The sequence below is a fragment of the Wolbachia endosymbiont of Cardiocondyla obscurior genome, from assembly GCF_902713635.1.
Lineage (GTDB): Bacteria > Pseudomonadota > Alphaproteobacteria > Rickettsiales > Anaplasmataceae > Wolbachia > Wolbachia pipientis.
Window position 1 is genome coordinate 1 of sequence record NZ_CACTIU010000006.1, and the last position, 26,864, is coordinate 26,864.

Below are 26,864 nucleotides of genomic sequence, written 5' to 3' on the forward strand. Positions count from 1 at the left end.
CGATACATTAAGTAATCCTTACCTTTTAATCTGCAGATTGGCGAAAGCAAATACAATAGCTTCAGTTTCATGATAAGAGGGCTGGCGGAGTTTGTCAAGCAATTTTCGTTTCTGCGAGTACCTGAGTTTATTGACTTCATTAGAGCCAAAACTCTTGAGACCTAGGTGATAATTCTATCTAAAAGGATGCCAAAAAAGAGAAGCAACCCTACGTAGGAATTATTTTTAAATATGGACATGCATTGACTGGGATCGTCAGGATTGAAATTTTTGTATTGGCGGTGAAATATGAACCCTACAGCAAGTAGAGCAATATAAAAAATGTTATTTAATGATGATAAGATACCAGCATATAGCCACGTTATAAGAGATATTAAATAAAATCTTTTCAACCAAGATTTTGTTGTATCACCAAAATATAATGCGGTAGATTTCATCCCGAGTTTTTCATCATCTTTTTTATCTTGATGGGCGTATATGGTGTCATAGCTAAGTGTCCAAAAGACGCATCCTATATAAAACAGCAAGGATTCTATACTGATCTGGTTTGTTATTGCTGCTGAGCCCATGAGCGATCCCATATTGAAGGTAAACCCTAAGAACAATTGTGGCCACCAAACATACCGCTTTAATAAAGGGTAAGTAGCTATAATACACATTGAGATTATTCCAAGTATAAGTGTAGTTTTATTAGTTAATAATAAGATTACCAGGGCAATAGACAGTAGCAGTGAAAGTAAAGCCAAAGCCTGCTTTATGTTTAATGCACCACTTGCAAGTGGCCTATATTTTGTTCGTTCAACGTGCGCATCTATTTCCCTATCGAAAATGTCATTGATTATGCACCCTGCAGGTCTCATTAAAAATGCACCTATAGTAAACAAAACAAGGAGAAAAAGAACCTGATACGATAGAGAAGTTGAGGCTAAAAGAATACCGCTCAAACTGGGAAATAGCACAAGCCACAAACCTGTTAAACTGTGCAACCTCATTAATGAAAAGTAATGGTTGAAATACATTAATTAAGTGTGATTATGTAATATTTTGCTTACATTAACAAAATTATCGAACGCTAAATCAGGCTTGAAAACTAACTCAGGTATAAATCGCAAATCAACATAACACAATATAGATTTACGTATTGACCATGCAGACTGGTTCATTTCATTAACAACAGTGTTAATATCACAATTATTCTCAGAAGGATCTCCAGTGCGTCTTTTTTCTGGATCTAAGTAGTCAGCTACTTGAATATTCAATGAAGATAACACAATATATACATCTGCTTTTTTCAAATCTTTACTTAATTTTACGTCAGATACCGCTACATTTTTATTGAACACCTTACCTTCCATTAGAATTCTTGATATTGCTCTATGCAATACCGATGCTATCTTTAGGTTTCTAATTTCCTTTTTCATATCCAGCTACTATAACACCCTTTCTTCTTGCACTAATTGATAAGCTTCCAAAATATCTCCAACTTTAATATCGACATTACCCTCTAGTGATACTCCGCATTCAAAGTTTACACCTACTTCTTTAACATCATCTTTAAATCTACGTAGTGCTTTTAACTTTCCTTCATGCACCAATTTGCCACCACGCATTACCTTAATTAAAGAATCTTTTCTTATGACTCCATCACTTACATAACATCCAATGATATTACCAGCTTTAGATACATTAAATATTTGCCTTACAGATGCAGAACCAACACGAACCTCTCGTGTAACAGGCTTTAACATTTTAGTTAAATACATTCTCATGTCGTCAATGAGCTCGTATATTATGTTATAAGTATGTATTTCTATACCTTTTTGTTTTGCCAAGTCCCTTATTTTTGAGTCCACTTTTACATTAAAAGCTAAAATTACTGCACTTGATGCTTCTGCAAGCAGCACATCTGAATCTGTTATCCCTCCTACTGCTTTGTGTAGGATATTTAATTTCACTTGATCTTTACCGAGTTTATCAATTGAACTTGATATTGCTTCAATAGAACCAGTTACATCGCACTTTAAAACTACAGATAGTTCTTCTATTTCACTGTTATTACGGCTGAATATATCTAAATCATCCTCATCTAAATTTTCTTCTTTTTTCTTGATTAACTCTAACCTATGTTCAATAATTTCACGTGCCTGCTTTTCAGAATTTACAACAACAAATTTATCTCCAGCATTTGGTACACCATTTAGACCAGTAATTTCAATTGGAGCAGAGGGTAGTGCTGCTTTTTCTCTTTGACCAAGGTGATTAACCATACTACGTACTTTACTGTATGTTGTACCAACTACCAATATATCACCAACCTTTAACGTTCCTTCCTCAACTATCAATGTAGCTGATATTCCTTTCGCTTTATCTATTTTGGATTCTATTACCCATCCAAGTGCTCGACAATCTTCTATTGCTTCTAGCTTCATTAATTCAGCGATTAACAAAATCGTCTCTTCTAGTTTATCTAAATTAGTTTTCTTTTTTGCTGATACTGGCACAATCATAACATCACCACCAAGCTCTTCAGGAATGAGATCATATTGAGGCAAACTATTAATTATTTTTTCTACATCACCAGGCTCAGATTTATCAATTTTATTAATAGCAACTATAATGGAAACATTTGCTGCTTTTGCATGATTTATTGCTTCAACTGTTTGTTTCATGATTCCATCGTCAGCTGCAACTACTATTACAACTATATTAGTAATATTGGCACCACGTGCACGCATCGCAGTGAACGCTTCATGTCCTGGTGTATCAATAAAGGTAATTTTTTGCTTATCTTTTGTCGTTATTTGATAAGCACCTATGTGTTGAGTTATGCCACCTGACTCTCTTTCTGCAACATTAGATTCACGAAATGCATCGAGCAATGAGGTTTTACCATGATCGACGTGTCCCATAAAAGTGACGATTGGTGGTTTAGGTTTTTTAGGCAGGCTTTCTCTGCCTTCTATAAAAAATAAATCTTTTTCTCTGTTGGTATCGCTCACTCGTTTAGCCGTATGATTAAATTTTTCCACTATTTCACATGCTATATCTGGATCCACCAGATCATCTACTCTATAACTCTCACCGACTTCTTCTTTGAACATTTTTAGCACACTCTTGCTATCTTCTGCCATGCGAATAGATAACTCCCTGATAGTTATTTTGTCTGGTATAATAACTTCTCTTGATATATTTTTACCCTTAGTAAACTTTGACTTTCTACCTCTTATACCAAACCTTTGCTTAAATACAGGGGGTTGTTCAGTTTTTTCATCTATTGCCTGTGCAATTACCAGTTTAGAATGCTTAGAATATATATCTTTGTTGACTTTAAAAGACTTTTTATCGTTGTCCTCATGGTCAATACTATCTTCTTTTGGTTCAACTAAGTGGGTATTACTTAAAACTTGCTTATTTATTTCCTTAGATAAAGCGTCCGCTTCATTTTTCTCGTCAATCTCTTTATTGCTGTCTTCTTTTGCTGTTTTCTCTTTTTCTTCTCTCTGATTTCTTTCTTTCAGCAAAGCAGCATTCTGCACAGCATTAATGCGAAAAATTTGTTCTTTCTCTGTTAAAGAACCTAATTTACTCTCGTCAAATAAATTATGTTCTTCTGCATCATGAGATTTTTTTCTTCTTTTTTTTACTACTGTAGCTCCAGTACTTGGGCTAGCTGAAGAGTTTAAATTGAGGTCTAATTTAAGCTTGCTTAAACCTTGGAGCGTTAATTTTTTATCACTGATATCTTCATTATTCATATTATTTTATTATATTAATCCAAGCTTTTTACGTGCTTCTATGATTATTGAATCTACTGTATCTTTTAGATCTTCTTTGCTATCGGATGAGGAAGAGAGTATGCTGCAAAACTCATAACTTGATAAATCTGCTATGTCCTCTAAAGTCTTAATATCATGCTTACTAAGAGCAATTTTATTGTCTATTGATAAAGTTAAATTGATTACATCATCCTCCATACCTAAACTTTTTAGCTCTTCTATTTTTCTATCATTTTCTGCTTTCAGGTACTTATTTGCTCTATTGTGAAGTTCGTTTGCAATATCTTCATTAAAGCCCTCTATTGAAGCAAGCTCTTTAATTGAAGCGCTAGATATGTCTTCTACACTTGAAAAACCTTCTGTTACCAATAGCTGACCCATAATCTCTTCTAAGTTTAAAGCTTCAGCAAATAAAGCTGAACATTGACTAAGTTCTTTACTTCGCCTTTCTGATTCTTGCTGAGTGCTTAATATCTCAATTTTCCATCCAACAAGCTCTGAAGCTAATCTTACATTCTGGCCCTTTTTTCCTATCGCTAAACTCAATTGATCTTCAGCAACTATTAACTCTATGCAATTTTCATTTTCATCAATAATAACCTTCGATACTTCTGCAGGAGTAATGGCTTTAATAACAAATTGACCCAAATCTGAGGAGTAATTTATAACGTCAATTTTTTCACCATTTAATTCGTGTATAATAGTTTTTATTCTATCTCCCTTAACTCCAACACAAGCACCTACTGGATCAATGTTCTTGTCGGGAGAGAAAACGGCAACCTTAGACCTTGAACCAGCATCTCTAGCTATACCTTTAATTGTCACTAATCCGTCAGCAATTTCTGGTATTTCTTGATTTAATAATGCCTCCAAAAAGCCTTCATGAGTCCTAGAAAGAATAATTTGACGTCCATCATCAGAGCGCTTAACAGTCTGTATGTAAGCTTTAACCTTATCACCTTCACGAAATGATTCACCACCAGTTAAATTTCGCAATGGAAGATATGCCCTAGTGCCATTTATGTCTATAATAAGATCTGAATATTCTACTTGTTTAACAATACCATACCTTATTTCTCCCACCTTATCTTTAAATTCCTCATATTGCTTTTTTGACTCTTCATCTTTAATTATTTGAGCAATCTTTTGCTGGGCAATTCTTGCTGAAGCAAGATCAGTGTTAAGAGAGAGTAATTCACTAACAGTATCTCCAACTTTTGCATCTCCTTTTATTAATTTAGCTTGTGTAAGCGTAATTGATTCACACTCGGTATTCTCTTTTTCATTTGATTCATCATCAATAACTTTTAGTTTTCTATATGAAGTAACTTTGCCTGTGTTTCTATCTATATCAACTACAATTTTACTTTTGCTACCATATTTTTGATGAGCCACTGCTTCTATAGCACTTTCTAGTGCCTTTATTACAACATCAAAATCTAAACCTTTTTGAAGTGAAAGCTCTCCTGCTGTTTTTATTACATCAAGGCTTCCAACTATGTTATTCTTGTTACTTTTCTGCTTAACACTGCTTTTACGATTAGCAATCATAATAAATAAATCCAATGTAATTAGTTATAATTATAGCTCCAACGGGCAAAGAACACTATCTTAAATGTTAAATGATTGCTAATTTAAGTCAAGTTTTTTCATGTTTTTGTATAACAAGCAACGCAGGAGTAAAGAATAAAGTTAAAACCGTTGCAGCCAATATTCCACTTGCTATGGTTGTTGAAATGTCAACCCACCACTGGCTTGATGGAGCATCATATGTGATTTGTAGCGTAAAAAAATTGATATTTAACCTGGTAATCATCGGTATTAAACCAAGAACTGTGGTTGCAACGGTAAGCAATATTGGCCTAACGCGAGAAATTGCAGCGTTTATTACACATCGCTTGATGTCATTTTTGTGTACCTTAATTTGGTGATGAAAGGCATCAAGCAATAGTATGTTATTATTTACTATAATTCCCGCCAAAGCAATTATCCCCACTCCACACATAACAACTACGAAAACTTGTTGGATAAGAAAGAAAACAAAAAACACACATGTTGTGGATAAAAACACTGCTGTCATTACGATAAATGTATGGTATACATTATTAAACTGTGTCACTAATACCAATATCATTAGTGTAATCGCTAATATAAAAGCCTTTAACAAAAATGCTCCTGATTTTTGTTGATCTTCTTTGTCGCCTTTAAAATCAATTTTTACTCCCTTGTCCCAATCCTGGGCAATAGAATTCTGAATGAACTTTACTCTTTCATCAACAAGATAGCCAGTATCAACGTCAGCAGAGATTGTCACTATGCGTAATCCATCAATCCTGTTTAGTTTGTTTACCTTTTTTTCGGGAGCATATTTTACTATATTGCTCATAGGATACGGGCCATTAACTGTATTGATAAAAAGATTGTCTATAGTCTTCATGTTGCGATCCTTTCCAGGGAAACGGAGTACAATATCGATTTCTTCATCCGTGTTATTTGGTCTATATTTTCCAATCAACACTCCATTTGTAACCATCTTTATAAAATCGCCAATGGTTGCAACACTTACTTCAGAGCTTGTAGCCTTATTCTTATCAACACTCATATTCCACTCTATTTCAGGTGCTGATCTGCTATCTTGAATATTTATAAACCCGGATGAAGGTTGGTTCATAATTTCTAGAATTTTCTCTGCTGCTAAATTCAAACTGGATGCACTCCCGCTGAGGTTGATTTGTATTGGCTTGTCAGCCGACGGTCCTGGCTTTTCCTCTTGAACATTAATTATTATTCCTTTCATGTCTTGCACACTGCTCCTTATATCATTTAGTATGTGCTTAGCTTTGCGCCTGAAGCGCCAATCCATAAGTTCTAGTTGTATTCTGGCGATAACGTTGTCTGAAAATGCTCCTGATCTAGCATAAGAAACATGAATTTCTTTTTCAATGCTCAAAATGCGTTCTTCCACTTCTTTGAGTATCAGATCTCGTTCTTTGGCTGATAAGCTTTCTTTTGCTTTAACACTGATTAAAATATTATCTGAATCCACTTTCGGAAAAAACTTTACTCCAGGACCAAAAGTAAAGTACAGCACACTAAATGAAAACAAAACGAATACAGTAGCACATACGAATTTTTTAGGATGATCCAAAACCTTCTCTAGCATGCGTACGTAAGCTCTTATTATAGGCCCAGCATTTTTTATTTCACCACTTTCTATAGCACTCATTTTTTTTATTTCTTTTTTTGAAGTTATCGAAGGCTTACCAAATATTGCACCAAGTGTTGGTATAAAAACCAAAGCCATAATGAGCGATCCAGTCAAAGTTAGAATTATTGTAATTGGTATGTACTGCATGAATTTACCAACAGTATCAGGCCAGAATAATAGAGGAAAAAACACTGCTAATTTAGTTAACGTTGATGATAGAACCGGATAAAACATATCACGAACTGAAGTGTAAAAAGCTTCTACTTTGTCCATTCCGCAGATCATCTTTCTATCGGCATATTCGCTGATCACAATTGCATCATCAACCAGCATGCCAACAGCCATGATTAAACTGAAGAGCACAACGATATTTAAAGTGATGCCCATAAAGTAAAGAGCTATTATTCCAATGAGAAAGGAACCGGGTATCGAGAGTGCCACAAGAATAGCAATCCTTGTTCCCATCGAAAGCATCATTATGATCAATATTAACAACACAGCGAATATTATGCCGTTTTCCAAGTCATCAAGCACATCGCGGACGTTTTTTGACTGGTCGTTTAAGTACACCACTTTTAAATTTTCAGGTAATTGATCTTTTGCCTTATCCATTAAGTATTTTACTTGATTTACTGTGTCTATTATGTTTTTTCCATTACGTTTTGAAATTTCTAGCACGACACTAGGTAATCCATTAATGCGAGCAAACCCTTGGTGATCCTCAAACCTAGGGTATACTTTTGCTATATCTTTGATTCTCAAAACTGCATCGCCTTGAGATCTAATAGGAATATTCATAATATCTTCTATATCTTTTAATAACCCTGATATTTTAATCGAATATTTACCGGCCAGTGACCCAGCTCCCACTAGTCTGTTATTGCTTGATATAGCTTGGAATATTTCGTTTGATTGAATGTTATATTTTGTTAGAACTGTGGGCTCAATTATAACTTCCACTGTTTCTTTACGCATACCCGCCACTTCAACTTTGAGAACATTTGGCAGAGATTCTATTTCTTTCTTTAGCTTGCGTGCTATTTCAGTTAAGGCTCTTTCTGGCAAATTACCAATTAAGCCGACATTGAGTATCGGAAATAAGCTCAAGTTTATTTCATTGATTATCGGAGATTCCGCTTCAACAGGTAACTTCGATTTTATGTTTGAAAGCTTTGAACGAACATTATCGAGTACTTCTTTATTATCATACTCTGTTCCAAATTCGAGTATCATGTGAGCACCATCATTAGTTGCAAAAGCTCTCAATTCTCTTACACCTTCGATGGATCTTAGTTCATTTTCTATAGGAAGCACTAATAGCTTTTCACTATCTTGAGCAGAAATCCCAGGAAGTCCAACAAACACGCTGATTATAGGAATCTGTATATCAGGATTGCTTTCCCTTGGCATTTTTACATAAACGTATGAACCGAAGATAAAAATTACTATAAGTAATAATACCACCGCCCTGTTTCGCTCTATGAGTAAGCTCTGCATGTTGAATGTTAGCTGAATATGTGTGTTTGTACAATATTATAGTCGAGATACATTGCATATTAATTAATCCTTGTGTAGCTTTAAAACTTTACGCAAATAATTAAAATTTTCGCAAAATTGCAAGTATAAGAAAATTCCTGTATAATAATTCTAGAACAGTATTTGAGAGGTTATTATGGTGGCAATTCTAAATGTAACAAAGGGCAAAAATAAAGTTATTGTGTCTGGATTAGCTGGAGCTTTATCAGCTTTAATATTTTTAACAGCAATCCACATTGCCGCAAAGATAGCCATTATCGTTTCTGCCGCTGCAGTTACTTACTTATTACTTTCGCTGGTTCATAAAATAAGAACTAAAGCTGAAATTACTCGTGTTTCAGGAGATAAAGTTTCAGAAGATGAAGGGTATAGCAGTGTTGATGAAGGTGAAGAAAAAGATACCGTAAAAGAACCAAAAAGAACTGAAACTGAGCTAGAAGAAGAAATAATAAGGAAAAGAGCACAAGAACGCATGGAGAAAGGATCACTTGGTGGTCCTATAAATGCGTTTGGCGAACCAATTCATGTGACTATAGATGCTGAAAATAGTAATCCTGTTGATTATACAAAAACTATGGTAGTGCCTGAGGAAATTGTTCTTAGCATGCTAAATGATAAAACTCTTACACAAAATAACTCTAGCTCTATAAAGAATCAGATGAAACCTCTTCCTGAGCACATGGATGTGCCTGGTAATCCACTTCCTGGGCAAGTGTTAAGCAATCTAGAGCTTGAATCTAAAAGCACGCAGAAACTATCTGCTTTAGACTTGCTATTACAGTGCAAAAATGTAGATAATGATGTAAAAAAAATGCTAAAACAGCCAATTACCCAAAAGGGGTTTAACGGATTAGGATTTGATAGATAGTTGTTATATTAACCTCTCCATCTCATATTGAGGATCAGATGCAATGCCGTAGACCCTATTTGGCGGAGCAATTTTGTTCTCTATACCAAAAACCATACCTTCAATTATTGCTGTGAGTACTTTTTCAAGGTCACAATCTGCTCCGGGAACGCGGTGCTCTAGGCGGCATCTTTTGAAATCGTTGCCAAAATAGGGAATTCTTATCGCAGCAGTTCTGTTATTTACTCCCCAACTAATCGTAGTTGGAGTGTGAATATCCGGATACTGAAATCTTAAATATGAATCATCATTTGGAGCAAAAAACAACATATGTTTTTTCATCATTGCACATAATCCACCAATACTATGAATCAGATAGTCACTGTACTTTTGCTCATTGATATAAAATAAGTTACCGTTATTTGAATTCACGAGATTAACATGCACATTTAATGCACTGCCTGCTCTATCCAAATAAGGCTTTGCTTTAAAAGAAACATTCCCACCTAGTTTTTGTGCTGTTTCAGTAAGTGATTGTTTTGCTAACTCAAAATGCTTAATTAAATTGTAGGAGTTCGTATAACAACCACTTTTTATCTCATACTGATGTGTAGAATTCTCCTTCTCGCAAGAAAATTCAAGAGATGCTATTTTATTTTTGATGCTATTCAGAAATAAGTATTCTTTTTCTATTCCTTCAATGTAAAACTCTAGTTCAATACCGAATACAGCATAACAACTCAAATTACTTAATATAATCATAAATTTGCTTCAGTAAATCTATATTAGGTTAGCTATATTTATATGAATACTTTACTTATTTGCCAGTAAATTTAACATCTTATTTATACATAATGTATTACTGTTTTTAATAGCATGCTTCTAATCCTCGATACAAGCGACATTTACAAATTGATCATTTTTTTGAAATAAAAATGATCAATTTTAATGTTTTTATACCCTTTACAACCCATCAAAAAATCACCATAATTTTTAGTATGTATTAAGTAGTATTAGCTTTTCATTTTGCAGTAAGCTATTGATTATCTTATTTTTCTAATTATTGCTTTTTTCTTGGTGTGGTATATGAACTTAACTAGCCCTAAGGTTTCTACTATGTTTTTTGATCAGATTATTACAGTAACGGATCACAATGTTACTTGGGAAAAAATCCAAAATTGTCTTTATAATCTTTATGGAGAAGCAACATATAATAGCTGGCTGAGTTCACTAAAATTTGTCAGTAGCAGAAATGGGGAAGTTCTTTTATCCGTGTCAACAAGGTTTATAAAAGAGTGGATTACAGTTCATTACATGAAAAAAATATTATCATTATGGCAAAGCGAAGATAAAAGTATACGTTCTATTGATATTCAAGTAATTGAGGAGAGGAATTCAAATTTTAATGTTATACTAAAAAACAGAGAGGAAAGTAATCATAATCTTGGTTCACCGCTGGATCCAAGGTTCACCTTTGATAATTTTGTAGTGGGAAAGCCAAATGAATTAGCATTTACGGCGGCAAAGCGTGTGGCAGAATCTATAGATCCAATATTAGGCAGCAATCCTTTGTTTCTATATGGTGGAGTGGGACTTGGTAAAACACATCTAATGCATGCTATAGCTTGGCACATAGTCAATTCCCCATCAGCAAAAAGAAAAGTGGTGTATTTATCAGCAGAGAAATTCATGTACCAATATATTACAGCGCTGCGAAGCAAAGATATTATGTTATTTAAAGAGCAATTTAGATCAGTAGATGTATTGATGGTAGATGATGTGCAATTTATCAGTGGTAAAGATAGTACACAAGAAGAATTTTTTCACACTTTCAATGCATTGATAGACCAAAATAAACAATTGGTTATATCAGCTGATAGGTCTCCTAGTGATCTTGATGGAGTGGAAGAAAGAATAAAATCACGACTCGGTTGGGGGTTGGTGGCAGATATTAATGAAACAACTTTTGAATTAAGGCTTGGTATATTGCAGGCAAAAGTGGAGCAGATGAATATGTATGTTCCGAAAGATGTCCTAGAGTTTTTAGCAAGGAACATAAAATCTAATATAAGAGAATTAGAAGGAGCATTAAATAAGGTTACCCATACCTCATTAATTGGAAGAAGTATGACGGTAGAATCAGCTAGTGAAACCCTAATCGATCTTCTTAGGTCAAATCATAGGTCAGTCACAATAGAAGAAATACAAAAGAAAGTAGCTGAATTTTTCAATATAAAGGTTGCAGATATGCAATCCAATAGAAGGCTTCGCAGTCTTGCAAGGCCAAGACAAATAGCTATGTATTTTGCCAAAAAATTTACGCAAAAAAGCCTACCAGATATTGGGAGAAACTTTGGTGGCAGAGACCATGCTACTGTTATACATGCAGTAAAACAAGTAGAAAATTTTATAAAGACCGACTCAAAATTTGCTGATGAAATCAATCGATTAAAAAAAATGTTTAAGTAGCGTTTTTAAAATAGCTAATAACAAATCCTAAAATGAATCGACTATAGTTTTAATCCGTTTAAGTTTAAAATCTTCTGTTAGCTTCGCAGAATACATTTCCTTATTGTGTTGATTATAGAAGGTAAATTCGTGATCATCTAAATTTAGTATTGCAAAGCCAAAGCCAAAAAAGTTTCTAACCTCGTGTGCTAAGTAGTTTTTACCATTTAAATAGTCAAATTCTACATTTTGATAAACAGATTCTTGATCTTGAGCGTGTAATGATGCACCACCGTTTCCAACTATAATTTGGTCTGGAACATTATCCATTAATAAAATCTGGGCTATATGAATGTGGCCAGAAACTATGGTAGTAACATTGCTTGGAAATTTATCTCCAAAAGCTTCGATTTGTGTAAGATTACCATGGCTTTTTAATGTCAAAAATTCTTTTTTTGGAGATCTCCAAAGCGGTTTATGAGTTAAAAACCACATGGGCTTGTCAGAACTATTTTGTATCAATTTATCAAATTGCCTCTCAAAAGCATCAATTGTGCTTTGGGTTGTAAAAATATCCTCACCGGATGAAGAGTCGAAGATAAAAAATTTCATCGGTCCAGCATCTAAGGACCAACTAGAAACGAAGTTTCCACATTTTTCAGACGAAAAGGGGTATGAATCTAGATACCTGAACCATCCTTCATAAGCTCTATCACAACTCTCATGGTTTCCACGAACAAAAAGGAAAGGGGATTGTGATAAAATATCCTTTGCAGGCTCAAACCAATCAGCGTACCAAACTTCTTTATTATATCCATAAATATCGCCACACTTTTTTGTATTTCTACATTTTGTTTGTCTATAATGATAATCACCAACATGGATAATTAAATCTGGTTTATGAAGGGCGATTGAATCTAAATTTTTTTTTAAAGGCCAGCTATCTACCGAATTACATTCCTGCTGAAATAACATATTTATTCTACAGCCCGTGTCACCAATGAAAGCAATTTTATTAACCTTTTTTGGTAATATAGGAACCCGTAGATCCTCAATACTAATGTTTTTGGCACTTGTTTGTACTGTCAGTTCACAAACTGTTTCGTTATGATCACCATTGTTAATTGAGCTGCGATTCAGCATTTCTGTTTCCTCGCCATCAACATAAACAATGGGACACATGTCATTGTCCGTAATTGCGCGTATGCTTAGTTTATTTTCTGGGATAACTTGAGACCATGTGTATAATATTTGTGCATGGACGAAATGAAAGCTAGTTATAAGAGAGAGAGCTAAAAAAATAAAGATATTAGCTATATTCATTTGTATAAAAACCTAAGTTAAAAATTAGTAGTAAGGTTATCTTAAATGATTAAAATTTATAATCACAAAATTCATAATCAAATTATACAAACAATTTCTAAATTATTCTAGTATCAGATTGACACTCTAGATGAAAAATTCTAAAATGATTAAGTAATTTAAAATAATTATATAAAAACTAGAATATAGTGCGGCCGTGGTGGAATTGGTAGACACGCAGCGTTGAGGTCGCTGTGGCTCATAAGGCCTTGGAAGTTCAAGTCTTCTCGGCCGCACCAGTTTTTATCGCTGTTTAATATGGGTAAAAATGTTTATAGGAAATCAGAGTAGCAATAAGGTAGAAAGAGCTATCAGCGAAATCAGGCGCGGTCGGCCAATTGTAATATATGATGAAAGTAATTACCTATTGTTTGCTGCTGCTGAGGCTTTAGAAAGAGATTTATTTAATCAATACAAGCTTACATCAAGTAATGTATATGTTACTTTAACTTCAAGTAAGGTAAAATACATATCTCAGAATAAAGAACATAACAGCAAACGTCTGTTGGTGAATAATTTTGATGAACTGCTCTATTTAATAAACTGTTCAAAGGAAGATTGCATAAAAGAGTTGCAATGCTCAAAGACAATAGATGAATGTGCTATTGCCTTGCTTAAGTTCTCAGAATTATTGCCATACGCGTTAGTGGCTGATATGACTTTTGAGAATAACCATGAAATGCGAAATTGGTGCGAGAAAAATGACGTTATTGCACTGGACACGTCATTCATAAATAATTTTCAAGAAAATCAGGATGTATATGAAGTGTGCAAAACATCATTATTTTTAAAACAGACTCAAGAAGTAAATATCATATCTTATAGAACCGAAAGTGGTGGAAGAGAACATCATGCAATTATCATTGGCAATCCAGATAAAGATGACGAACCATTAGTGAGAATTCATTCTTCGTGCTATACGGGTGACTTGTTAGATAGCTTGTCATGCGATTGCAGAAGTCAGTTACATCAAGCAATTCAAATGATAGCTGACTCTGGAAGTGGTATTATATTGTATTTGATGCAAGATGGAAGAGGCATTGGTTTAACTAATAAGTTAAGAGCGTACAGTATGCAAAGAGGACATAATCTTGATACTGTTGATGCAAATAGAATATTGGGTTTTGAAGATGATGAAAGGAGTTTTGCTGTTGCAGCTAAAATGCTTAAGAAATTGAACATTAACAAAATCCAATTACTTACAAACAATGATAGGAAATTGTCAGAATTGGAAAGTAGTGGTATAGGAGTTACAAAGTGTCTACCACTTATTGTGGAACGTAATAAATATAACGATTCATATATGGAGACAAAGTTTGGTAAATTAGGCCATAGATTAAGAGTTTTTTAGCTTTTTTGCTGTAACTACTTTGTTAATTTGCTATGTTTATTAACATAAGTTAAGATTTTTAGGAATACTAAAATGCTAAGATTTTTTAAGCAAGAAAAAAATACTGAATCCTTAGATAAGGATATAAATTGGAATTCAAACCGCTACAGCACAGTTATTGCTCAAAGGAATATTCTACTTTTATTTGCATTAATATTATTAGCAACGATCTCTATCAGCATATTAGTCATATTTAAAATTAGCACAAGTAGCACTATTGAGCCATTTGTTATAGAAATTGACAAGAAATCAGGAATAGTGCAATTGGTTGATCCTGTCACAGTAAAACAGTATTCTGCAGATGAAGCGCTAAACGATTATTTTATTTCAGAGTATATAAAAGCAAGGGAGGTTTTTGATCCATATCATTATAATTATAACTATTATACAAAGGTGAGGTTGTTTTCCTCACCTAATGTGTATAATGAATTTAGAAATTATGTAGGATCGCAGAATATGGATGATCTTTTTAATTTATATTCAGATACCAAAAGTGAATTTAAAATTCGCTCAATTCAAAAGTTGGGTAACGATGCTCTTCAGGTGAGATTTTTTGTGGAATTTACACGGAAAGATGGAAGTTCTACGAGAAAAAATAAGATAGTTATTATGTCATATAGATATGCATCGCTTGAAATGGATGATCAGCAAAGATATATTAACCCATTAGGATTTCAAGTTATTTCATATAGAGTAGATGATGAATATGTATAGGATATTATTAGTTTTAGCTTTACTTGTAAGTGGCAATTTAAACGCATCCATTAATTATAATGAGCCTATTTCTATAGATAGTAGAATAAAGACTTTTGTGTATAGCCCTAATGAAGTATTTACGGTGGTTTTTAGTCAGGGTTACTATTCTTATATTGAATTTGCGGAAGGAGAAAAAGTTAAAAATATCGCTGTTGGTGATGCATCAAGTTGGAAAATTAATCCTTATGACAATAAATTGCTTATCATGCCATTTGAAGTTAGTAGTCGCACTAACATGATTATTACGACAACTAAAAAAAGAAATTACATTTTTGATTTAATCTCAAGGCCAAACTACGATAAATACCCGGATACTGATGCTAAGAAAGTAGATCACGATTATTCTGCTGAAAAGGATATATCTTACGTAGTACGTTTTTATTATCCTCAAGAAGAAGGTGAATTTGATGTTGATTTAGATGAGGTTTCTTTACCTACTCAAATGCAATATACTACAGACAAGCTAGAAAAAATAATACAAGAAAATGATACGAAGTACAATTATACATATATTGATGAAGGTGGTAATGCGGATATAGTTCCGATCGAGTTATTTGATGATGGTTATTTAACCTATTTAAAATTTAGAAATAATAATAAAATACCTCAGGTTTTTGTAGAAGGGGAGGATAAACCTTGTAAAAGGCTGTTATTTGATGATTATGTTATAATAAAAGGAGTACATAAAAAGCTATTTATGCGTTATGAAGATGGTGAAGTTGAAATTATAAATAGGTCACTTTAGCTGTGGTACATGCAATATGAATAAAGAAAGGCGTAACAATTCAGAAGATGAATCAGAAATAGAGAATAAGGTAGTAACAGTTGGCTCTAATCAAGGTCATAGGGCATTGATGGTCATTATTTTAGTGCTTCTGGCTGGTGGAGTGTATTATCTCTATTTTAGTCCTTCTCCTAAAGAGGGTTCAGAAGTTATTAAAAAAGAGGAAACAAAGCAAAACGTTCAAGAATTGAAAGGAAAGTTGGAACAAGTTCCAGATAATGTAATGGTTCCTGAAAGAATAATAACTGATCCCTTACCACCCTTACCTCCTCTTCCTACACCACTAATCATACCAGAAATAAAACAAATTAGAAAAGAAGAAGTGATGAAAAAAGAAGAAGAGAAACCAAAAGAAACTCCTGTGTCAAATATACCTATTTTGCCAAAGCAAAATTTTCCTTCTAGTAATGTTATGGGCAATTTACCTACCTCGTTTCCTACAATAGGGGGTGGCGGTTATCCTAGAGACAGACGTAGTGCACAGATGTTGACAATTTCAGGTGGTAGTGGAGAGAACAAGGCTGCTGATGCTATTTTATCCGACACTTCAGCACAATCGAGCAAAGCTACCAGAGTAGGAAAGCTTGGTTTAATGATTACTCAAGGTAAAATTATTGATGCTGTTCTTGAAACTGCAATAAACTCTGATCTGCAAGGAATGCTGCGTGCTATGGTGAGTAGAGATGTTTATGCAGAAACTGGTGATACAGTTTTAATACCTAAAGGCTCAAGATTGATAGGCAGTTATTCATTTGACTCGAATGTTGCTAAATCTCGTGTAAATATAAACTGGAATAGAGTGATTCTGCCACATGGAATAGATATTGCAATCTCATCACTTAGTACTGACGAGCTTGGTAGAGCAGGAATAGCAGGAATAGTTGATAACAAAATAGTAAGTGCGTTATTCTCTTCAGTGACACTTGCTGGTGTTTCGATTGGTTCTGCTGTTATAGGGCAAAAGGCTTCTAATCTTGTTGATACGCTAACTATCAGAGATGCAGTAAAGTCTATCACTGCAACCGAAATAGATTTTTCTTCTCTCCAACTCATTATTGACCCAGAAAAGAAGATATCTAGTGACAAATGGAAATTAGGCCTTGGGGCTATCGGAAGAATTCGGAGTGCCAAAAGCAGACAAGATTTACTAAAAATAATGAAAGAGGAAATAGCAAAAGCACTAGGAATTGAAGAAGACGAGGTAAATATAAGCCTGGAAATTGTAAATCAACTGTTAGAACAAATTCAAAGAAAAAGCAAGTCTGTTTATGATGAAGCAATCGGGAAATCAATCGAGGATTTTTCTAAAGATATGCGGGATGTAGTGGGCAGATATACAGATAAAAAACCAACTATTTATGTTGATCAAGGCACTGCATTGAAAGTATTTGTTAACCAAGATATAGTATTTCCTCCACAGGCAATATTAAATCAATGAAATGAACTATGCTGCACTTGATACATATTTGGAGCCATTACAAGGCATATTTCAAGAAGAAGGCGTAAATGAAATATCAATAAATAAGCCAAAGGAAGTATGGATTGAAAATCGCGGTGAAATAAGGTGTGAAAAATTAGAAGTATTCGATCTTAACCATTTGAAATCTCTTGGCAGACTGATTGCTCAAGCTACAGAACAAAAACTTAGCGAAGAAGCGCCGTTACTTTCGGCAACATTACCAAATGGTTATCGTATACAGATAGTATTTCCGCCAGCATGTGAACCTGATAAAGTAGTCATGTCGATTCGTAAGCCTTCTAGCATGCAGTTAGCACTCGATGATTACGAAAAAATGGGGGCTTTTTCTGAAACTGTTACAGAAGCAACTGATAATCCAGTTGACCGTCATTTGGATTTATTGTTAAGGCAAAAAAAAATAAAAGAGTTTTTAGAATACGCTGTAATAAGTAAGAAAAATATTATAATTAGTGGTGGAACTTCCACTGGTAAGACTACTTTTACTAATGCTACTTTGCGTGCTATTCCAGCTGAGGAAAGAATTATTACTGTTGAGGATGCAAGGGAAATCGTTTTGAACGATCATCCCAATAAAGTCCATCTAATTGCCTCTAAAGGAGGGCAGGGCAGAGCAAAAGTAACCACTCAAGATTTGATAGAAGCGTGCTTACGTTTAAGGCCAGACAGAATAATAGTTGGTGAGCTCCGTGGAGCGGAAGCTTTTAGTTTTCTCAGGGCGATAAATACTGGTCACCCTGGATCAATATCAACCCTTCATGCAGATAGTCCAACAATGGCCCTTGAGCAAATAAAATTGATGGTTATGCAGGCAAATCTTGGCATTCCTCCAGACCAAATTATACCATACATTAGAAATGTGATTGATATTGTTATTCAGCTAAAAAGAACCGGTGGGGGCAAAAGAAGCATTTCTGAGATATTATTTACTAGATCTGCGAGCGAAAATGCTTAAATTTATACATAAGTTAAGGAAGAGTAGTTTATGAGTAATGGAAATCACCTACGTAATATTCTCATAGGAGGTGTAGTAGCTTTTAGCGTACTTGAGTTTTGCTTCTATCTATCTGGTATATTGTTTGTTCTGTTTGCTGATGGTCCGGATGCTGTGGATTTTAAGGCAATTAATCCTAGTTTGACGCCTTTCCCTCAAGCTCTTTGGCCAACGATTTTTGATCATATACAATATTGTTGGCATCATCCAGAGTTATATAGCCTTGAGCTCAAAATCACATTAATTATATCTTCTGCACTGCCTATCATTGTTTTAATGATTATCTTATGGAATTTAAGAGAAAGGATAATTGAGTGGCGACCATTTAAAAAGAAGGAATCACTTCATGGAGATTCGCAGTGGGCATCAGAGAAAGACATACGAAAAGCAGGATTAAGAAGCAAAAAGGGATTATTGCTTGGTAAAGATAAAAGAGGATACTTCATTTCTGATGGGTTTCAGCATGCATTGTTATTTGCACCTACAGGTTCTGGTAAGGGTGTTGGCTTTGTAATTCCTAATTTATTATTTTGGACTGACTCGGTAATTGTACACGACATAAAATTAGAAAACTATGAAATAACAAGTGGTTGGCGAGAACGACAAGGACAAAAAGTATACGTATGGAATCCAGCGCAGCCAGATGGAATAAGTCACTGTTACAATCCATTACAATGGATTAGTGAAAAACCTGGGCAGATGGTTGACGATGTGCAGAAAATAGCTAACCTAATCATGCCTGAACAAGACTTTTGGCAGAATGAAGCAAGAAGCTTATTTGTTGGAGTGGTATTATACTTACTTGCTGCACCAGAGAAAGTTAAATCTTTTGGTGAAGTTGTGCGTACGATGCGTAGTGATGACGTGGTTTATAATCTTGCTGTTGCTCTTGATACAATGGGTAAAATACTACACCCTGTAGCATATATGAATATTGCAGCTTTTTTACAAAAAGCTGATAAAGAAAGGTCAGGTGTTGTATCAACCATGAACTCATCACTTGAATTGTGGGCAAACCCATTGATTGATACTGCAACTGCGTCAAGTGATTTTAATATTCTAGATTTTAAAAAGAAGAAAATTACAGTTTATGTTGGTTTAACTCCTGACAACTTGACTAGGCTCAGGCCTTTAATGCAGGTTTTTTACCAACAGGCAACTGAGTTTTTATGTAGAAAATTGCCATCGGATGACGAGCCTTATGGCGTATTGTTTTTAATGGATGAGTTTCCTACACTTGGAAAAATGGAGCAATTTCAAACAGGTATTGCATATTTTCGTGGTTATCGAGTTAGGTTATTCTTAATTGTTCAAGATACTGAGCAGCTCAAAGGAATATACGAAGAAGCAGGGATGAACTCCTTTTTGTCAAACTCGACTTACAGAATAACTTTTGCAGCCAATAATATTGAAACAGCTAATTTAATATCGCAACTTATAGGAAACAAAACTGTACAACAAGAATCGTTGAATAAGCCTAAATTTTTAGATTTAAATCCTGCTTCAAGGTCATTACATATCTCTGAAATACAGAGAGCATTGCTATTGCCTCAAGAAGTTATTATGTTGCCACGTGACGATCAGATAATTTTAATAGAGTCGACTTACCCAATTAAATCAAAGAAAATTTTGTACTACAGTGATACCACCTTCACAAGAAGGCTGCTCAAACAAACTCGTGTGCCTACACAAGAACCATATGACCCAAACAAAGTTCTTTCTGCCGCTGCGAGCAAAGATAAGGTTAATAACGAGGGGAATAATGTTCTTGAGGGACCTAATTCAGTTGATTATCCTGCTGAAACTAAAACCGAAGATGCAGTATATGATGAATCAGATGAATTTGCAGACGAAGATATTGATGATGAAGATATCGACGATAAGTTTGAAGATGATGACGAGGAAGATGAGGATAGGAGCGATGATGGGTTTGATGACGAAGAAGAGGAGGATGAATTTGAAGATGAGGATAAATTAAAAAATGACGAGAAGTAAGGTTAACTTTGCCTATTTTTAGCTCAGAAAAGTGCAAGTTATGCAAATAATTAGGTTTTTCATATTAAGCCATTTTTAATTAATTAGTATTAGATTAGCTATTTTAACTAGGGGAGTAGTAATGATTAGTAAAAAAACATTAGCGGTTACAGCATTTGCTTTATTGTTGTCACAACAATCTTTTGCAAGTGAAACAGAAGGGTTTTACTTTGGTAGTGGGTATTACGGTCAATATTTAAATAACACAAGCGTACTAAAAACAAGCACTACAGGTATCAAAAATTTGTCTATAAATGACAGGGGTGCTCAGAACACAGAAGGTCAGTCACTAAGTGAGTATAAAGGAGATTATAATCCACCTTTTGCTGCAAATGTGGCATTTGGTTACACAGGGGAATTGGGTAACAACAGCTATAGGGCTGAATTGGAAGGGATGTATTCTTCTGTAAAAGTGGATAATATTGGTTTAACAAGTAGCCAAATAACTGTTTCATACCTAAAGGAGACTGGTGAGGATCCTGATAAAGAAACTTATCTCTATAGTGCTGCAGTTAGTCATGACCAAATTGAGAACATATCTGTAATGGCAAATGTTTATCATCATTGGAAAAGTGACCGTTTCTCTTTTTCTCCTTACGTTGGTATTGGGATCGGTGCAACAAGAATGACGATGTTTGAAAAACCGTCAATAAGACCCGCAGGTCAATTAAAAGCTGGCTTTGACTATCGCATAAACGAAGATGTAAATATGCATATCGGATATAGAGGTTTTGGTGCTATTGGTAGCGATATTAAGCTTACAGCAAAAAGGTTAGGACAAGTGGTAGACGGCCATAATGCTGGAAAAAAGAAGCTTGATCCTAGCTCAGGTAACAAAGTAACTGAGGAAATAAATATAGGTAATCAACTATTTCACACACACGGCATAGAGGCTGGCCTTACTTTCCACTTTGCTAGTAAAGCTTAAACATGTTGCCCTTTAAAAAATGCATAAAACCGTTCCTGTCATCCTATGGCTTGACCATAGTAAATATAGATCCCAGTGTCACGCACTGGGATGACGAGGTAGAGGGTACTGGGATGATGAGGTAGAGGGTACTGGGATGATATAGGATAATATGGGATGAAGGAGATAATACAAGAAAACATTAGCTATGTTCTTTTCACAACAATGCATCTCTTCATTCCCGCTAAGTCATATACATATTCCTGAAAAGCTAGTTCATACAAGGGTATTATTTTGTCAATATCATTTTGATCTTCACCTACCTCCAATATCGCAAACCCATTTTTTTTAAGGCACTTTCTCAATATTGGAAAAATACTCAAATAACAGCTCAAACCATCAATACCACCATCAAGGGCAATTCTTGGTTCCTTTTGCACTTCAGCTTGCAAGTCTTTCAATTTGCTTCTTTTAATATATGGAGGATTACTGATTATAAGATCGAATGAACCTCTGCACTCTGTCCACGAACTTGGAAATATTTTGGCTCTGCTGAGAAGATCATGTTTTTTTGTGTTCTGATAGGCAACTTTATATGCTTCCAAGCTTTTTTCAAAACCGACGCCAACAGCATATTCATACTCACTAAGTACGGATATCAATAAACAACCTGTGCCTGTACCAAAATCTGCAATTTTTAGTTTCTGTTTTTTGTTTGGGTAATATTTTAACACTGCTAGGATTATTGTTTCACTATCTGGCCTTGGATCTAAAACATGCTGGTTAACTATAAAATTTTTACTCCAGAATTCACGATTACCTATTATTTGCGATATTGGATATCTTTCCGCTCTTTTTTTTGTTAATTTCCAAAATAAAAGTTCTTTCTCCATCGGCACTTGATCAGCATGGTTCACAATTATAAATGATCTTTCCACTCCAAGTACGTGCTGCATGATGATTTCACAATCTAAATGTGGTGATTCAACTTTATGTGACGATAATAACTCCGATCCTTCTTGAATTAAAGTGCTGATTGTTTTCATTATTCTAAAAATATGTTTCTTTCAGCCAAAAATAGCAAGATGAGCTTCCAGTTTAGGGTAGCTGCACTAAATCCCAGTGTCAAGCACGCAGCTGTACGAACATTGCAATTTGCAGATCCAAGTAGCTTGACTACTTGGATCCAGCTAAGTTGGTGAGCATAAAAGTATAGCTAATGCGAGCTTTACGTCATACCGTCACGGTATCTCTAGATTCCGCTAACACGTAGCGGGACGACGAGGTCAGGGTGTCATCCTAGTACCTTCTCCTGTCATCCCAGTGCCCTGACTACTTGGATCCAGGAAAAAGAATGGTGTCATCCAAGTAGCCTTCCTCCCCTGTCATCCCAGTGCCCAGACACTGGGATCCAGAAAAGTTTGCTTGTAAGCAAGCAAACTAGTACAGAAAGTGGTTACAACATTTTCGATGAGATTATATGGAAAACTGGATTCCAGTGTCAAGCACTGGAATGACACCTTCCTGCCCAGTTCATGTTGCCATAAATATTAAGAAATTTACCAAGCAAAAAAAAGGCAAAAGAAGCCCTAGTCATTGTCTATTTTCAGTATTGGCGTTTTTTAAGTCTTAAACACTGCAATTTAGCTGCTTTTAAATGCAACTCACCTTAGTTTAAATGTTTAAGAAATTTACTAAGCAGAAAAAAAGGCAAAAGATATCCCGTATTAGCTAGTTGTCACTCTCTAATCCTGCAAATTGGCGTACTATACTGTCTTAAACGCTTTATAAGCGCGTTTCAGCTTATATAGGTAAAAACCCAGAAATGTTGTGAAGACGTAAAGTGTGCATAGTGCAAAAAATTAAAAATAAGACGCCAATTACGTAATACTGTTGTCATTTAATCTGCACAGATTGAAGATAAATGAATACCTTCAGTACCATGATAATGGGGCTGGCGAAGGGTGTCAAGTAAGTTTTTTCGTTTCTACTGAATGACAGTTGTGGCTTGGGAGGTAGTGCAAGAAGTCTACTGATGGCTTTCAAGGCAGTTGAGCTTAATTATTAGAGTAGTAATGTTTATTTTTATATTGACTATTGAGGTTTATTATTTTATAACTAAAAACTTAGTTATTTTAATGAGCTTGAGTTTATAACATATGCCTACGATAAATCAATTAATACGTAAGGGTAGATTAGGATTGACCCATAAGAAAAAGGTACCAGCTTTGGGAAAAAGCAACCCTCAAAGGAGAGGTGTTTGCACTAAGGTGTATACTACAACTCCTAGAAAGCCTAACTCAGCACTCCGTAAAGTAGCCAGAGTAAAAATTAGTGGGTATGGTGAAGTGACGGCTTATATACCTGGTGAAGGTCATAATTTACAAGAACACTCTGTTGTTTTGATACGTGGTGGGCGGGTTAAAGATTTGCCAGGTGTGCGTTATCACATAATAAGAGGTGCCCTTGATCTGCGTGGTGTGCAAAATCGAAAGAAAGCTCGTTCAAAATATGGTGTAAAGAAATCTGGTTAAAGTTTATGGCTCGTCGGAATAAAGCAAAAAAAAGAGAAATAAGTCCTGATTCGCGTTACGGCAGTGTTTTGCTGATGCGTTTCATTAATACAATCATGAAATGTGGTAAAAAATCTACTGCAGAAAAGATTATCTATGACGCTTTGTCTTTAGCTGAAAAGAAAATAGGCGAAGGTGGGTTATCAATTTTTGAGACAGCAGTAGGAAATGTTACTCCTTCTATAGAAGTGCGTTCTCGACGCATTGGTGGTGCAACTTATCAAGTACCTGTTGAAGTTCGACAAGATAGAGCGGTTTCTTTAGCGTTAAGGTGGATTGCTAAAGCAACTTCTGCTGCTCGAAAAAAGAGTGGAAAAACCACTGTTGATTGTTTGCAATCTGAAATACTGGATGCTTATAATAAACGCGGTGGTGCGTTTAAGATGTGCGAAGAAAAATATAAAATGGCTGAAGCTAATAAGGCATTTTCTCATCTTCGTTTTTAATGTTAGCTAATTAATTGTGATATGGAAATTGGAATATCTAAATACAGAAATATAGGGATAATGGCTCACATAGATGCTGGTAAGACTACCACAACAGAGCGTATTTTATTTTATACTGGTAAGCAAAATAGAATTGGTGAAGTGCACGATGGTGCAGCTTCTATGGATTGGATGGAGCAGGAAAAAGAGCGTGGTATTACAATCACATCTGCTGCAACAACATGTTTTTGGAATGATCATAGGGTCAATATAATAGACACTCCTGGTCACGTTGATTTCACTATTGAAGTTGAGAGATCTTTAAGGGTTTTGGATGGTGCAGTTGCTGTATTTGATGGAGTTGCTGGAGTTGAACCTCAATCTGAGACAGTGTGGCGTCAAGCTGATAAATATAGCGTTCCTCGTATCTGCTTTGTTAATAAGATGGATAGAATAGGGGCAAATTTTTATCGATGTGTTGATATGATAAAGACGAAGCTTGGTGCAGCACCTTTAGTTATTCATTTACCAATAGGGAGTGAGAAAGATTTCAAAGGTATAATTGACCTTATTTCTATGAAAGCCATTATATGGCAAGAAGAAACGTTGGGCGCTAAATTTTCTTATGAAGATATTCCTTCTGATTTGCTTGATAAGGCTCAAGAATATCGAAATCTTTTATTAGATGCTGCAGCTGAGATGGATGATGAAGCGATGAATACTTACTTTGAGTCTAATGATCTGCCAGTGGATTTACTGAAAAAATGCGTGAGAAATGGGACCATTAAAGGAAAATTTGTTCCTGTGTTATGTGGATCAGCTTTTAAAAATAAAGGCGTACAACCACTTTTAGATGGTGTGGTTGACTTTTTACCTTCTCCTATTGATGTTGATGTAATTGTTGGAATTGATCCTAAAGATTCAGAAAAGAAAATTGAGGTCAAACCTTCAGAAAAAGAGAAATTTGTTGCTCTTGCATTTAAAGTGATGACGGATAAATTTGTAGGCAGCTTGACGTTTATCCGTATTTATTCTGGTAAATTAAAGTCTAAATCTACCGTTTCAAATGCGTTAAAAAACGAAACTGAAGGGATTGGCAGAATGTTACTTATGCATGCAAATAACCGAGAAGATATAACTGAGGCTAGGGCTGGAGATATAGTTGCTTTAGTTGGGCTAAAGAAAACAACCACCGGAGATACTTTATGTTCTGTTGATTTTCCTATATTATTGGAGCGTATGGAATTTCCTGAGCCTGTTATTGAAATTGCTGTGGAACCTAAAACCACTTCAGATCAGGAAAAATTAGGTATTGCTCTAAATAGGTTGGTTGCAGAAGATCCTTCTTTGAGAATGTCAGTAAATGCGGAAAGTGGCCAGACTATATTGAAAGGCATGGGTGAGCTCCATCTTGAGATTATTGTTGATAGAATGAAGCGCGAATTTAACGTTGAGGCTAACGTCGGTGCTCCTCAGGTTGCATATCGTGAAACTATCACTAAATCTGTTGAAATTGATTACACTCATAAAAAACAATCTGGTGGAGCTGGTCAGTTTGCTAAGGTTAAAATAAAATTTGAACCTCTTGAGCCTGGTTCTGGGTTTCAATTTGAAAGTAAAATTGTAGGTGGTGCTATTCCAAAAGAGTATATTCCTGGGGTAGAAAATGGCTTGGAGTTGATAAAAGAAGGTGGTATAATTTCGGGATTTCCGTTGATTGATTTTAAGGCTACCCTTCTTGATGGTGCTTTTCATGAGGTTGATTCTAGTCCTTTAGCTTTTGAACTTGCTGCTAAAGGTGCTTTTAAAGAGATGGCAAATAAAGCTGGTCCAAAAATGCTGGAGCCTATAATGAAAGTTGAAATCATTACTCCTGAAGAATATATGGGTGATGTTATGGGTGATATAAATAGTAGAAGAGGAAATGTTGCTGATATGCTCGATTTAGGTAATAATAGTAAAATAATTACTGCTTCGGTACCTCTTGCAAATATGTTTGGTTATATCAACGTTTTGCGTTCTATGTCTCAGGGAAGGGCGCAGTATAGTATGCATTTTTCTTGTTATGAGCAAGTGCCACAATATGTGGTTGATGAGTTAAAGTTAGAGTATAATTAAGGGTAATAATTATGACAGCAGTAGTGGAAGCATTTGGAAAGCCACATGTAAATGTGGGAACAATAGGACATGTGGATCATGGGAAGACAACGTTAACAGCAGCGATAACAAAGCATTATGGAAATTTTGTAGCGTATGATCAGATAGATAAGGCGCCAGAAGAAAGGAAGAGGGGGATAACGATAGCAACAGCGCATGTTGAGTATCAGACGGAAAAAAGGCATTATGC

Annotated in this window: 23 protein-coding genes and 1 tRNA gene; 16 read left to right on the forward strand and 8 right to left on the reverse strand. The window is 35.1% G+C overall.

Going from position 1 to position 26,864, the window contains the following annotated elements:
• Positions 1 to 161 precede the first annotated feature (161 nt).
• The 5 genes from ubiA to WOCAOBSORBRA_RS00880 form a co-directional block, all read right to left on the reverse strand.
• Entirely contained in the window at positions 162 to 1,019 is an 858-nt protein-coding gene (gene ubiA, locus WOCAOBSORBRA_RS00860) for a 4-hydroxybenzoate octaprenyltransferase (RefSeq protein WP_174515705.1), read from the reverse strand.
• Positions 1,020 to 1,022: 3 nt separating this feature from the next.
• Positions 1,023 to 1,421, reverse strand: coding sequence for a ribosome-binding factor A (locus WOCAOBSORBRA_RS00865; protein ID WP_038249615.1), 399 nt, complete (start codon positions 1,419 to 1,421; stop codon positions 1,023 to 1,025).
• Positions 1,422 to 1,430: 9 nt separating this feature from the next.
• On the reverse strand, positions 1,431 to 3,755 hold the full coding sequence (infB, locus tag WOCAOBSORBRA_RS00870) for a translation initiation factor IF-2 (protein ID WP_174515706.1): 2,325 nt from the start codon (positions 3,753 to 3,755) through the stop codon (positions 1,431 to 1,433).
• Between the two features lie 9 nt (positions 3,756 to 3,764).
• The gene (gene nusA, locus WOCAOBSORBRA_RS00875) at positions 3,765 to 5,327 is read right to left on the reverse strand and encodes a transcription termination factor NusA (RefSeq protein WP_015589511.1); all 1,563 of its coding nucleotides are present in this window, start codon (positions 5,325 to 5,327) and stop codon (positions 3,765 to 3,767) included.
• Between the two features lie 88 nt (positions 5,328 to 5,415).
• Positions 5,416 to 8,481, reverse strand: coding sequence for an efflux RND transporter permease subunit (locus WOCAOBSORBRA_RS00880; RefSeq protein WP_174515707.1), 3,066 nt, complete (start codon positions 8,479 to 8,481; stop codon positions 5,416 to 5,418).
• 175 nt (positions 8,482 to 8,656) lie between these two features.
• Here WOCAOBSORBRA_RS00880 and WOCAOBSORBRA_RS00885 point away from each other — a divergent pair, with 175 nt between their 5' ends.
• Positions 8,657 to 9,388 carry a hypothetical protein gene (locus tag WOCAOBSORBRA_RS00885; protein ID WP_155969525.1) on the forward strand — a complete coding sequence of 244 codons (732 nt, stop codon included), beginning with the start codon at positions 8,657 to 8,659 and terminating at the stop codon, positions 9,386 to 9,388.
• A gap of 3 nt (positions 9,389 to 9,391) precedes the next feature.
• Here WOCAOBSORBRA_RS00885 and WOCAOBSORBRA_RS00890 read toward each other — a convergent pair whose 3' ends face one another.
• A complete protein-coding gene (locus WOCAOBSORBRA_RS00890; protein ID WP_006280263.1) occupies positions 9,392 to 10,129 on the reverse strand; it encodes a type I glutamate--ammonia ligase in 738 nt (245 codons plus the stop codon).
• A 324-nt stretch (positions 10,130 to 10,453) separates the two neighbouring features.
• Here WOCAOBSORBRA_RS00890 and dnaA point away from each other — a divergent pair, with 324 nt between their 5' ends.
• On the forward strand, positions 10,454 to 11,836 hold the full coding sequence (dnaA, locus tag WOCAOBSORBRA_RS00895; RefSeq protein ID WP_010962298.1) for a chromosomal replication initiator protein DnaA: 1,383 nt from the start codon (positions 10,454 to 10,456) through the stop codon (positions 11,834 to 11,836).
• A 27-nt stretch (positions 11,837 to 11,863) separates the two neighbouring features.
• Here the strand turns inward: dnaA and WOCAOBSORBRA_RS00900 are convergent, their stop codons facing one another.
• Complete coding sequence (locus tag WOCAOBSORBRA_RS00900) at positions 11,864 to 13,138, reverse strand: metallophosphoesterase (protein WP_006279778.1); 1,275 nt, start codon at positions 13,136 to 13,138, stop codon at positions 11,864 to 11,866.
• Positions 13,139 to 13,328: 190 nt separating this feature from the next.
• Between WOCAOBSORBRA_RS00900 and WOCAOBSORBRA_RS00905 the strand changes: the two genes are divergently transcribed.
• From WOCAOBSORBRA_RS00905 to WOCAOBSORBRA_RS06420, 9 genes are all read left to right on the forward strand, one after another.
• A tRNA-Leu gene (locus WOCAOBSORBRA_RS00905) sits at positions 13,329 to 13,416 on the forward strand.
• Between the two features lie 29 nt (positions 13,417 to 13,445).
• The gene (locus tag WOCAOBSORBRA_RS00910; protein WP_010082649.1) at positions 13,446 to 14,528 is read left to right on the forward strand and encodes a GTP cyclohydrolase II; all 1,083 of its coding nucleotides are present in this window, start codon (positions 13,446 to 13,448) and stop codon (positions 14,526 to 14,528) included.
• 72 nt (positions 14,529 to 14,600) lie between these two features.
• Complete coding sequence (locus tag WOCAOBSORBRA_RS00915; RefSeq protein WP_155968235.1) at positions 14,601 to 15,281, forward strand: VirB8 family type IV secretion system protein; 681 nt, start codon at positions 14,601 to 14,603, stop codon at positions 15,279 to 15,281.
• Positions 15,268 to 16,068 (forward strand): P-type conjugative transfer protein VirB9, encoded by an 801-nt coding sequence (virB9, locus tag WOCAOBSORBRA_RS00920; RefSeq protein WP_174515708.1) that lies wholly within the window; start codon positions 15,268 to 15,270, stop codon positions 16,066 to 16,068. The genes WOCAOBSORBRA_RS00915 and virB9 overlap by 14 nt, the downstream gene beginning before the upstream one ends.
• A 16-nt stretch (positions 16,069 to 16,084) precedes the next feature.
• The gene (locus WOCAOBSORBRA_RS00925; RefSeq protein ID WP_174515709.1) at positions 16,085 to 17,545 is read left to right on the forward strand and encodes a TrbI/VirB10 family protein; all 1,461 of its coding nucleotides are present in this window, start codon (positions 16,085 to 16,087) and stop codon (positions 17,543 to 17,545) included.
• Position 17,546: 1 nt separating this feature from the next.
• Positions 17,547 to 18,539: a P-type DNA transfer ATPase VirB11 gene (gene virB11 / locus WOCAOBSORBRA_RS00930; RefSeq protein WP_065094644.1), complete on the forward strand. Its 993-nt coding sequence runs from the start codon at positions 17,547 to 17,549 to the stop codon at positions 18,537 to 18,539.
• A 30-nt stretch (positions 18,540 to 18,569) separates the two neighbouring features.
• Positions 18,570 to 20,573, forward strand: a complete 2,004-nt coding sequence (locus tag WOCAOBSORBRA_RS00935; protein ID WP_077188467.1) for a type IV secretory system conjugative DNA transfer family protein — start codon at positions 18,570 to 18,572, stop codon at positions 20,571 to 20,573.
• A 121-nt stretch (positions 20,574 to 20,694) separates the two neighbouring features.
• Positions 20,695 to 21,540, forward strand: a complete 846-nt coding sequence (locus tag WOCAOBSORBRA_RS00940) for a P44/Msp2 family outer membrane protein (RefSeq protein WP_155968242.1) — start codon at positions 20,695 to 20,697, stop codon at positions 21,538 to 21,540.
• A gap of 2 nt (positions 21,541 to 21,542) precedes the next feature.
• On the forward strand, positions 21,543 to 21,665 hold the full coding sequence (locus tag WOCAOBSORBRA_RS06420; protein WP_281346855.1) for a hypothetical protein: 123 nt from the start codon (positions 21,543 to 21,545) through the stop codon (positions 21,663 to 21,665).
• A gap of 60 nt (positions 21,666 to 21,725) precedes the next feature.
• On the opposite strand, the gene prmC is transcribed toward WOCAOBSORBRA_RS06420, so the two are convergent.
• Positions 21,726 to 22,565 (reverse strand): peptide chain release factor N(5)-glutamine methyltransferase, encoded by an 840-nt coding sequence (gene prmC / locus WOCAOBSORBRA_RS00945; protein WP_174515710.1) that lies wholly within the window; start codon positions 22,563 to 22,565, stop codon positions 21,726 to 21,728.
• A 434-nt stretch (positions 22,566 to 22,999) separates the two neighbouring features.
• On the opposite strand from prmC, the gene WOCAOBSORBRA_RS00950 reads away from it, so the two are divergent.
• From WOCAOBSORBRA_RS00950 to WOCAOBSORBRA_RS00970, 5 genes are all read left to right on the forward strand, one after another.
• Positions 23,000 to 23,152 (forward strand): hypothetical protein, encoded by a 153-nt coding sequence (locus tag WOCAOBSORBRA_RS00950; protein ID WP_007549315.1) that lies wholly within the window; start codon positions 23,000 to 23,002, stop codon positions 23,150 to 23,152.
• Positions 23,153 to 23,678: 526 nt separating this feature from the next.
• Positions 23,679 to 24,053: a 30S ribosomal protein S12 gene (gene rpsL, locus WOCAOBSORBRA_RS00955; protein WP_007549314.1), complete on the forward strand. Its 375-nt coding sequence runs from the start codon at positions 23,679 to 23,681 to the stop codon at positions 24,051 to 24,053.
• Between the two features lie 5 nt (positions 24,054 to 24,058).
• Positions 24,059 to 24,538, forward strand: coding sequence for a 30S ribosomal protein S7 (rpsG, locus tag WOCAOBSORBRA_RS00960; RefSeq protein ID WP_007549313.1), 480 nt, complete (start codon positions 24,059 to 24,061; stop codon positions 24,536 to 24,538).
• A 21-nt stretch (positions 24,539 to 24,559) separates the two neighbouring features.
• Positions 24,560 to 26,635 (forward strand): elongation factor G, encoded by a 2,076-nt coding sequence (fusA, locus tag WOCAOBSORBRA_RS00965; protein WP_010962308.1) that lies wholly within the window; start codon positions 24,560 to 24,562, stop codon positions 26,633 to 26,635.
• Between the two features lie 11 nt (positions 26,636 to 26,646).
• Positions 26,647 to 26,864, forward strand: a 218-nt coding sequence (locus WOCAOBSORBRA_RS00970) for a GTP-binding protein (RefSeq protein WP_246165595.1), incomplete at its 3' end; no start/stop codon positions are given.

What these genes read in the sequence shown, in the direction of transcription:
- ubiA (WP_174515705.1), bottom strand. Translation starts at nt 1,019, where the DNA reads ATGTATTTCAACCATTACTTTTCATTAATGAGGTTGCACAGTTTAACA.
- WOCAOBSORBRA_RS00865 (WP_038249615.1), bottom strand. Translation starts at nt 1,421, where the DNA reads ATGAAAAAGGAAATTAGAAACCTAAAGATAGCATCGGTATTGCATAGA.
- infB (WP_174515706.1), bottom strand. Translation starts at nt 3,755, where the DNA reads ATGAATAATGAAGATATCAGTGATAAAAAATTAACGCTCCAAGGTTTA.
- nusA (WP_015589511.1), bottom strand. Translation starts at nt 5,327, where the DNA reads ATGATTGCTAATCGTAAAAGCAGTGTTAAGCAGAAAAGTAACAAGAAT.
- WOCAOBSORBRA_RS00880 (WP_174515707.1), bottom strand. Translation starts at nt 8,481, where the DNA reads ATGCAGAGCTTACTCATAGAGCGAAACAGGGCGGTGGTATTATTACTT.
- WOCAOBSORBRA_RS00885 (WP_155969525.1), top strand. Translation starts at nt 8,657, where the DNA reads ATGGTGGCAATTCTAAATGTAACAAAGGGCAAAAATAAAGTTATTGTG.
- WOCAOBSORBRA_RS00890 (WP_006280263.1), bottom strand. Translation starts at nt 10,129, where the DNA reads ATGATTATATTAAGTAATTTGAGTTGTTATGCTGTATTCGGTATTGAA.
- dnaA (WP_010962298.1), top strand. Translation starts at nt 10,454, where the DNA reads ATGAACTTAACTAGCCCTAAGGTTTCTACTATGTTTTTTGATCAGATT.
- WOCAOBSORBRA_RS00900 (WP_006279778.1), bottom strand. Translation starts at nt 13,138, where the DNA reads ATGAATATAGCTAATATCTTTATTTTTTTAGCTCTCTCTCTTATAACT.
- WOCAOBSORBRA_RS00910 (WP_010082649.1), top strand. Translation starts at nt 13,446, where the DNA reads ATGTTTATAGGAAATCAGAGTAGCAATAAGGTAGAAAGAGCTATCAGC.
- WOCAOBSORBRA_RS00915 (WP_155968235.1), top strand. Translation starts at nt 14,601, where the DNA reads ATGCTAAGATTTTTTAAGCAAGAAAAAAATACTGAATCCTTAGATAAG.
- virB9 (WP_174515708.1), top strand. Translation starts at nt 15,268, where the DNA reads ATGAATATGTATAGGATATTATTAGTTTTAGCTTTACTTGTAAGTGGC.
- WOCAOBSORBRA_RS00925 (WP_174515709.1), top strand. Translation starts at nt 16,085, where the DNA reads ATGAATAAAGAAAGGCGTAACAATTCAGAAGATGAATCAGAAATAGAG.
- virB11 (WP_065094644.1), top strand. Translation starts at nt 17,547, where the DNA reads ATGAACTATGCTGCACTTGATACATATTTGGAGCCATTACAAGGCATA.
- WOCAOBSORBRA_RS00935 (WP_077188467.1), top strand. Translation starts at nt 18,570, where the DNA reads ATGAGTAATGGAAATCACCTACGTAATATTCTCATAGGAGGTGTAGTA.
- WOCAOBSORBRA_RS00940 (WP_155968242.1), top strand. Translation starts at nt 20,695, where the DNA reads ATGATTAGTAAAAAAACATTAGCGGTTACAGCATTTGCTTTATTGTTG.
- WOCAOBSORBRA_RS06420 (WP_281346855.1), top strand. Translation starts at nt 21,543, where the DNA reads ATGTTGCCCTTTAAAAAATGCATAAAACCGTTCCTGTCATCCTATGGC.
- prmC (WP_174515710.1), bottom strand. Translation starts at nt 22,565, where the DNA reads ATGAAAACAATCAGCACTTTAATTCAAGAAGGATCGGAGTTATTATCG.
- WOCAOBSORBRA_RS00950 (WP_007549315.1), top strand. Translation starts at nt 23,000, where the DNA reads ATGGAAAACTGGATTCCAGTGTCAAGCACTGGAATGACACCTTCCTGC.
- rpsL (WP_007549314.1), top strand. Translation starts at nt 23,679, where the DNA reads ATGCCTACGATAAATCAATTAATACGTAAGGGTAGATTAGGATTGACC.
- rpsG (WP_007549313.1), top strand. Translation starts at nt 24,059, where the DNA reads ATGGCTCGTCGGAATAAAGCAAAAAAAAGAGAAATAAGTCCTGATTCG.
- fusA (WP_010962308.1), top strand. Translation starts at nt 24,560, where the DNA reads ATGGAAATTGGAATATCTAAATACAGAAATATAGGGATAATGGCTCAC.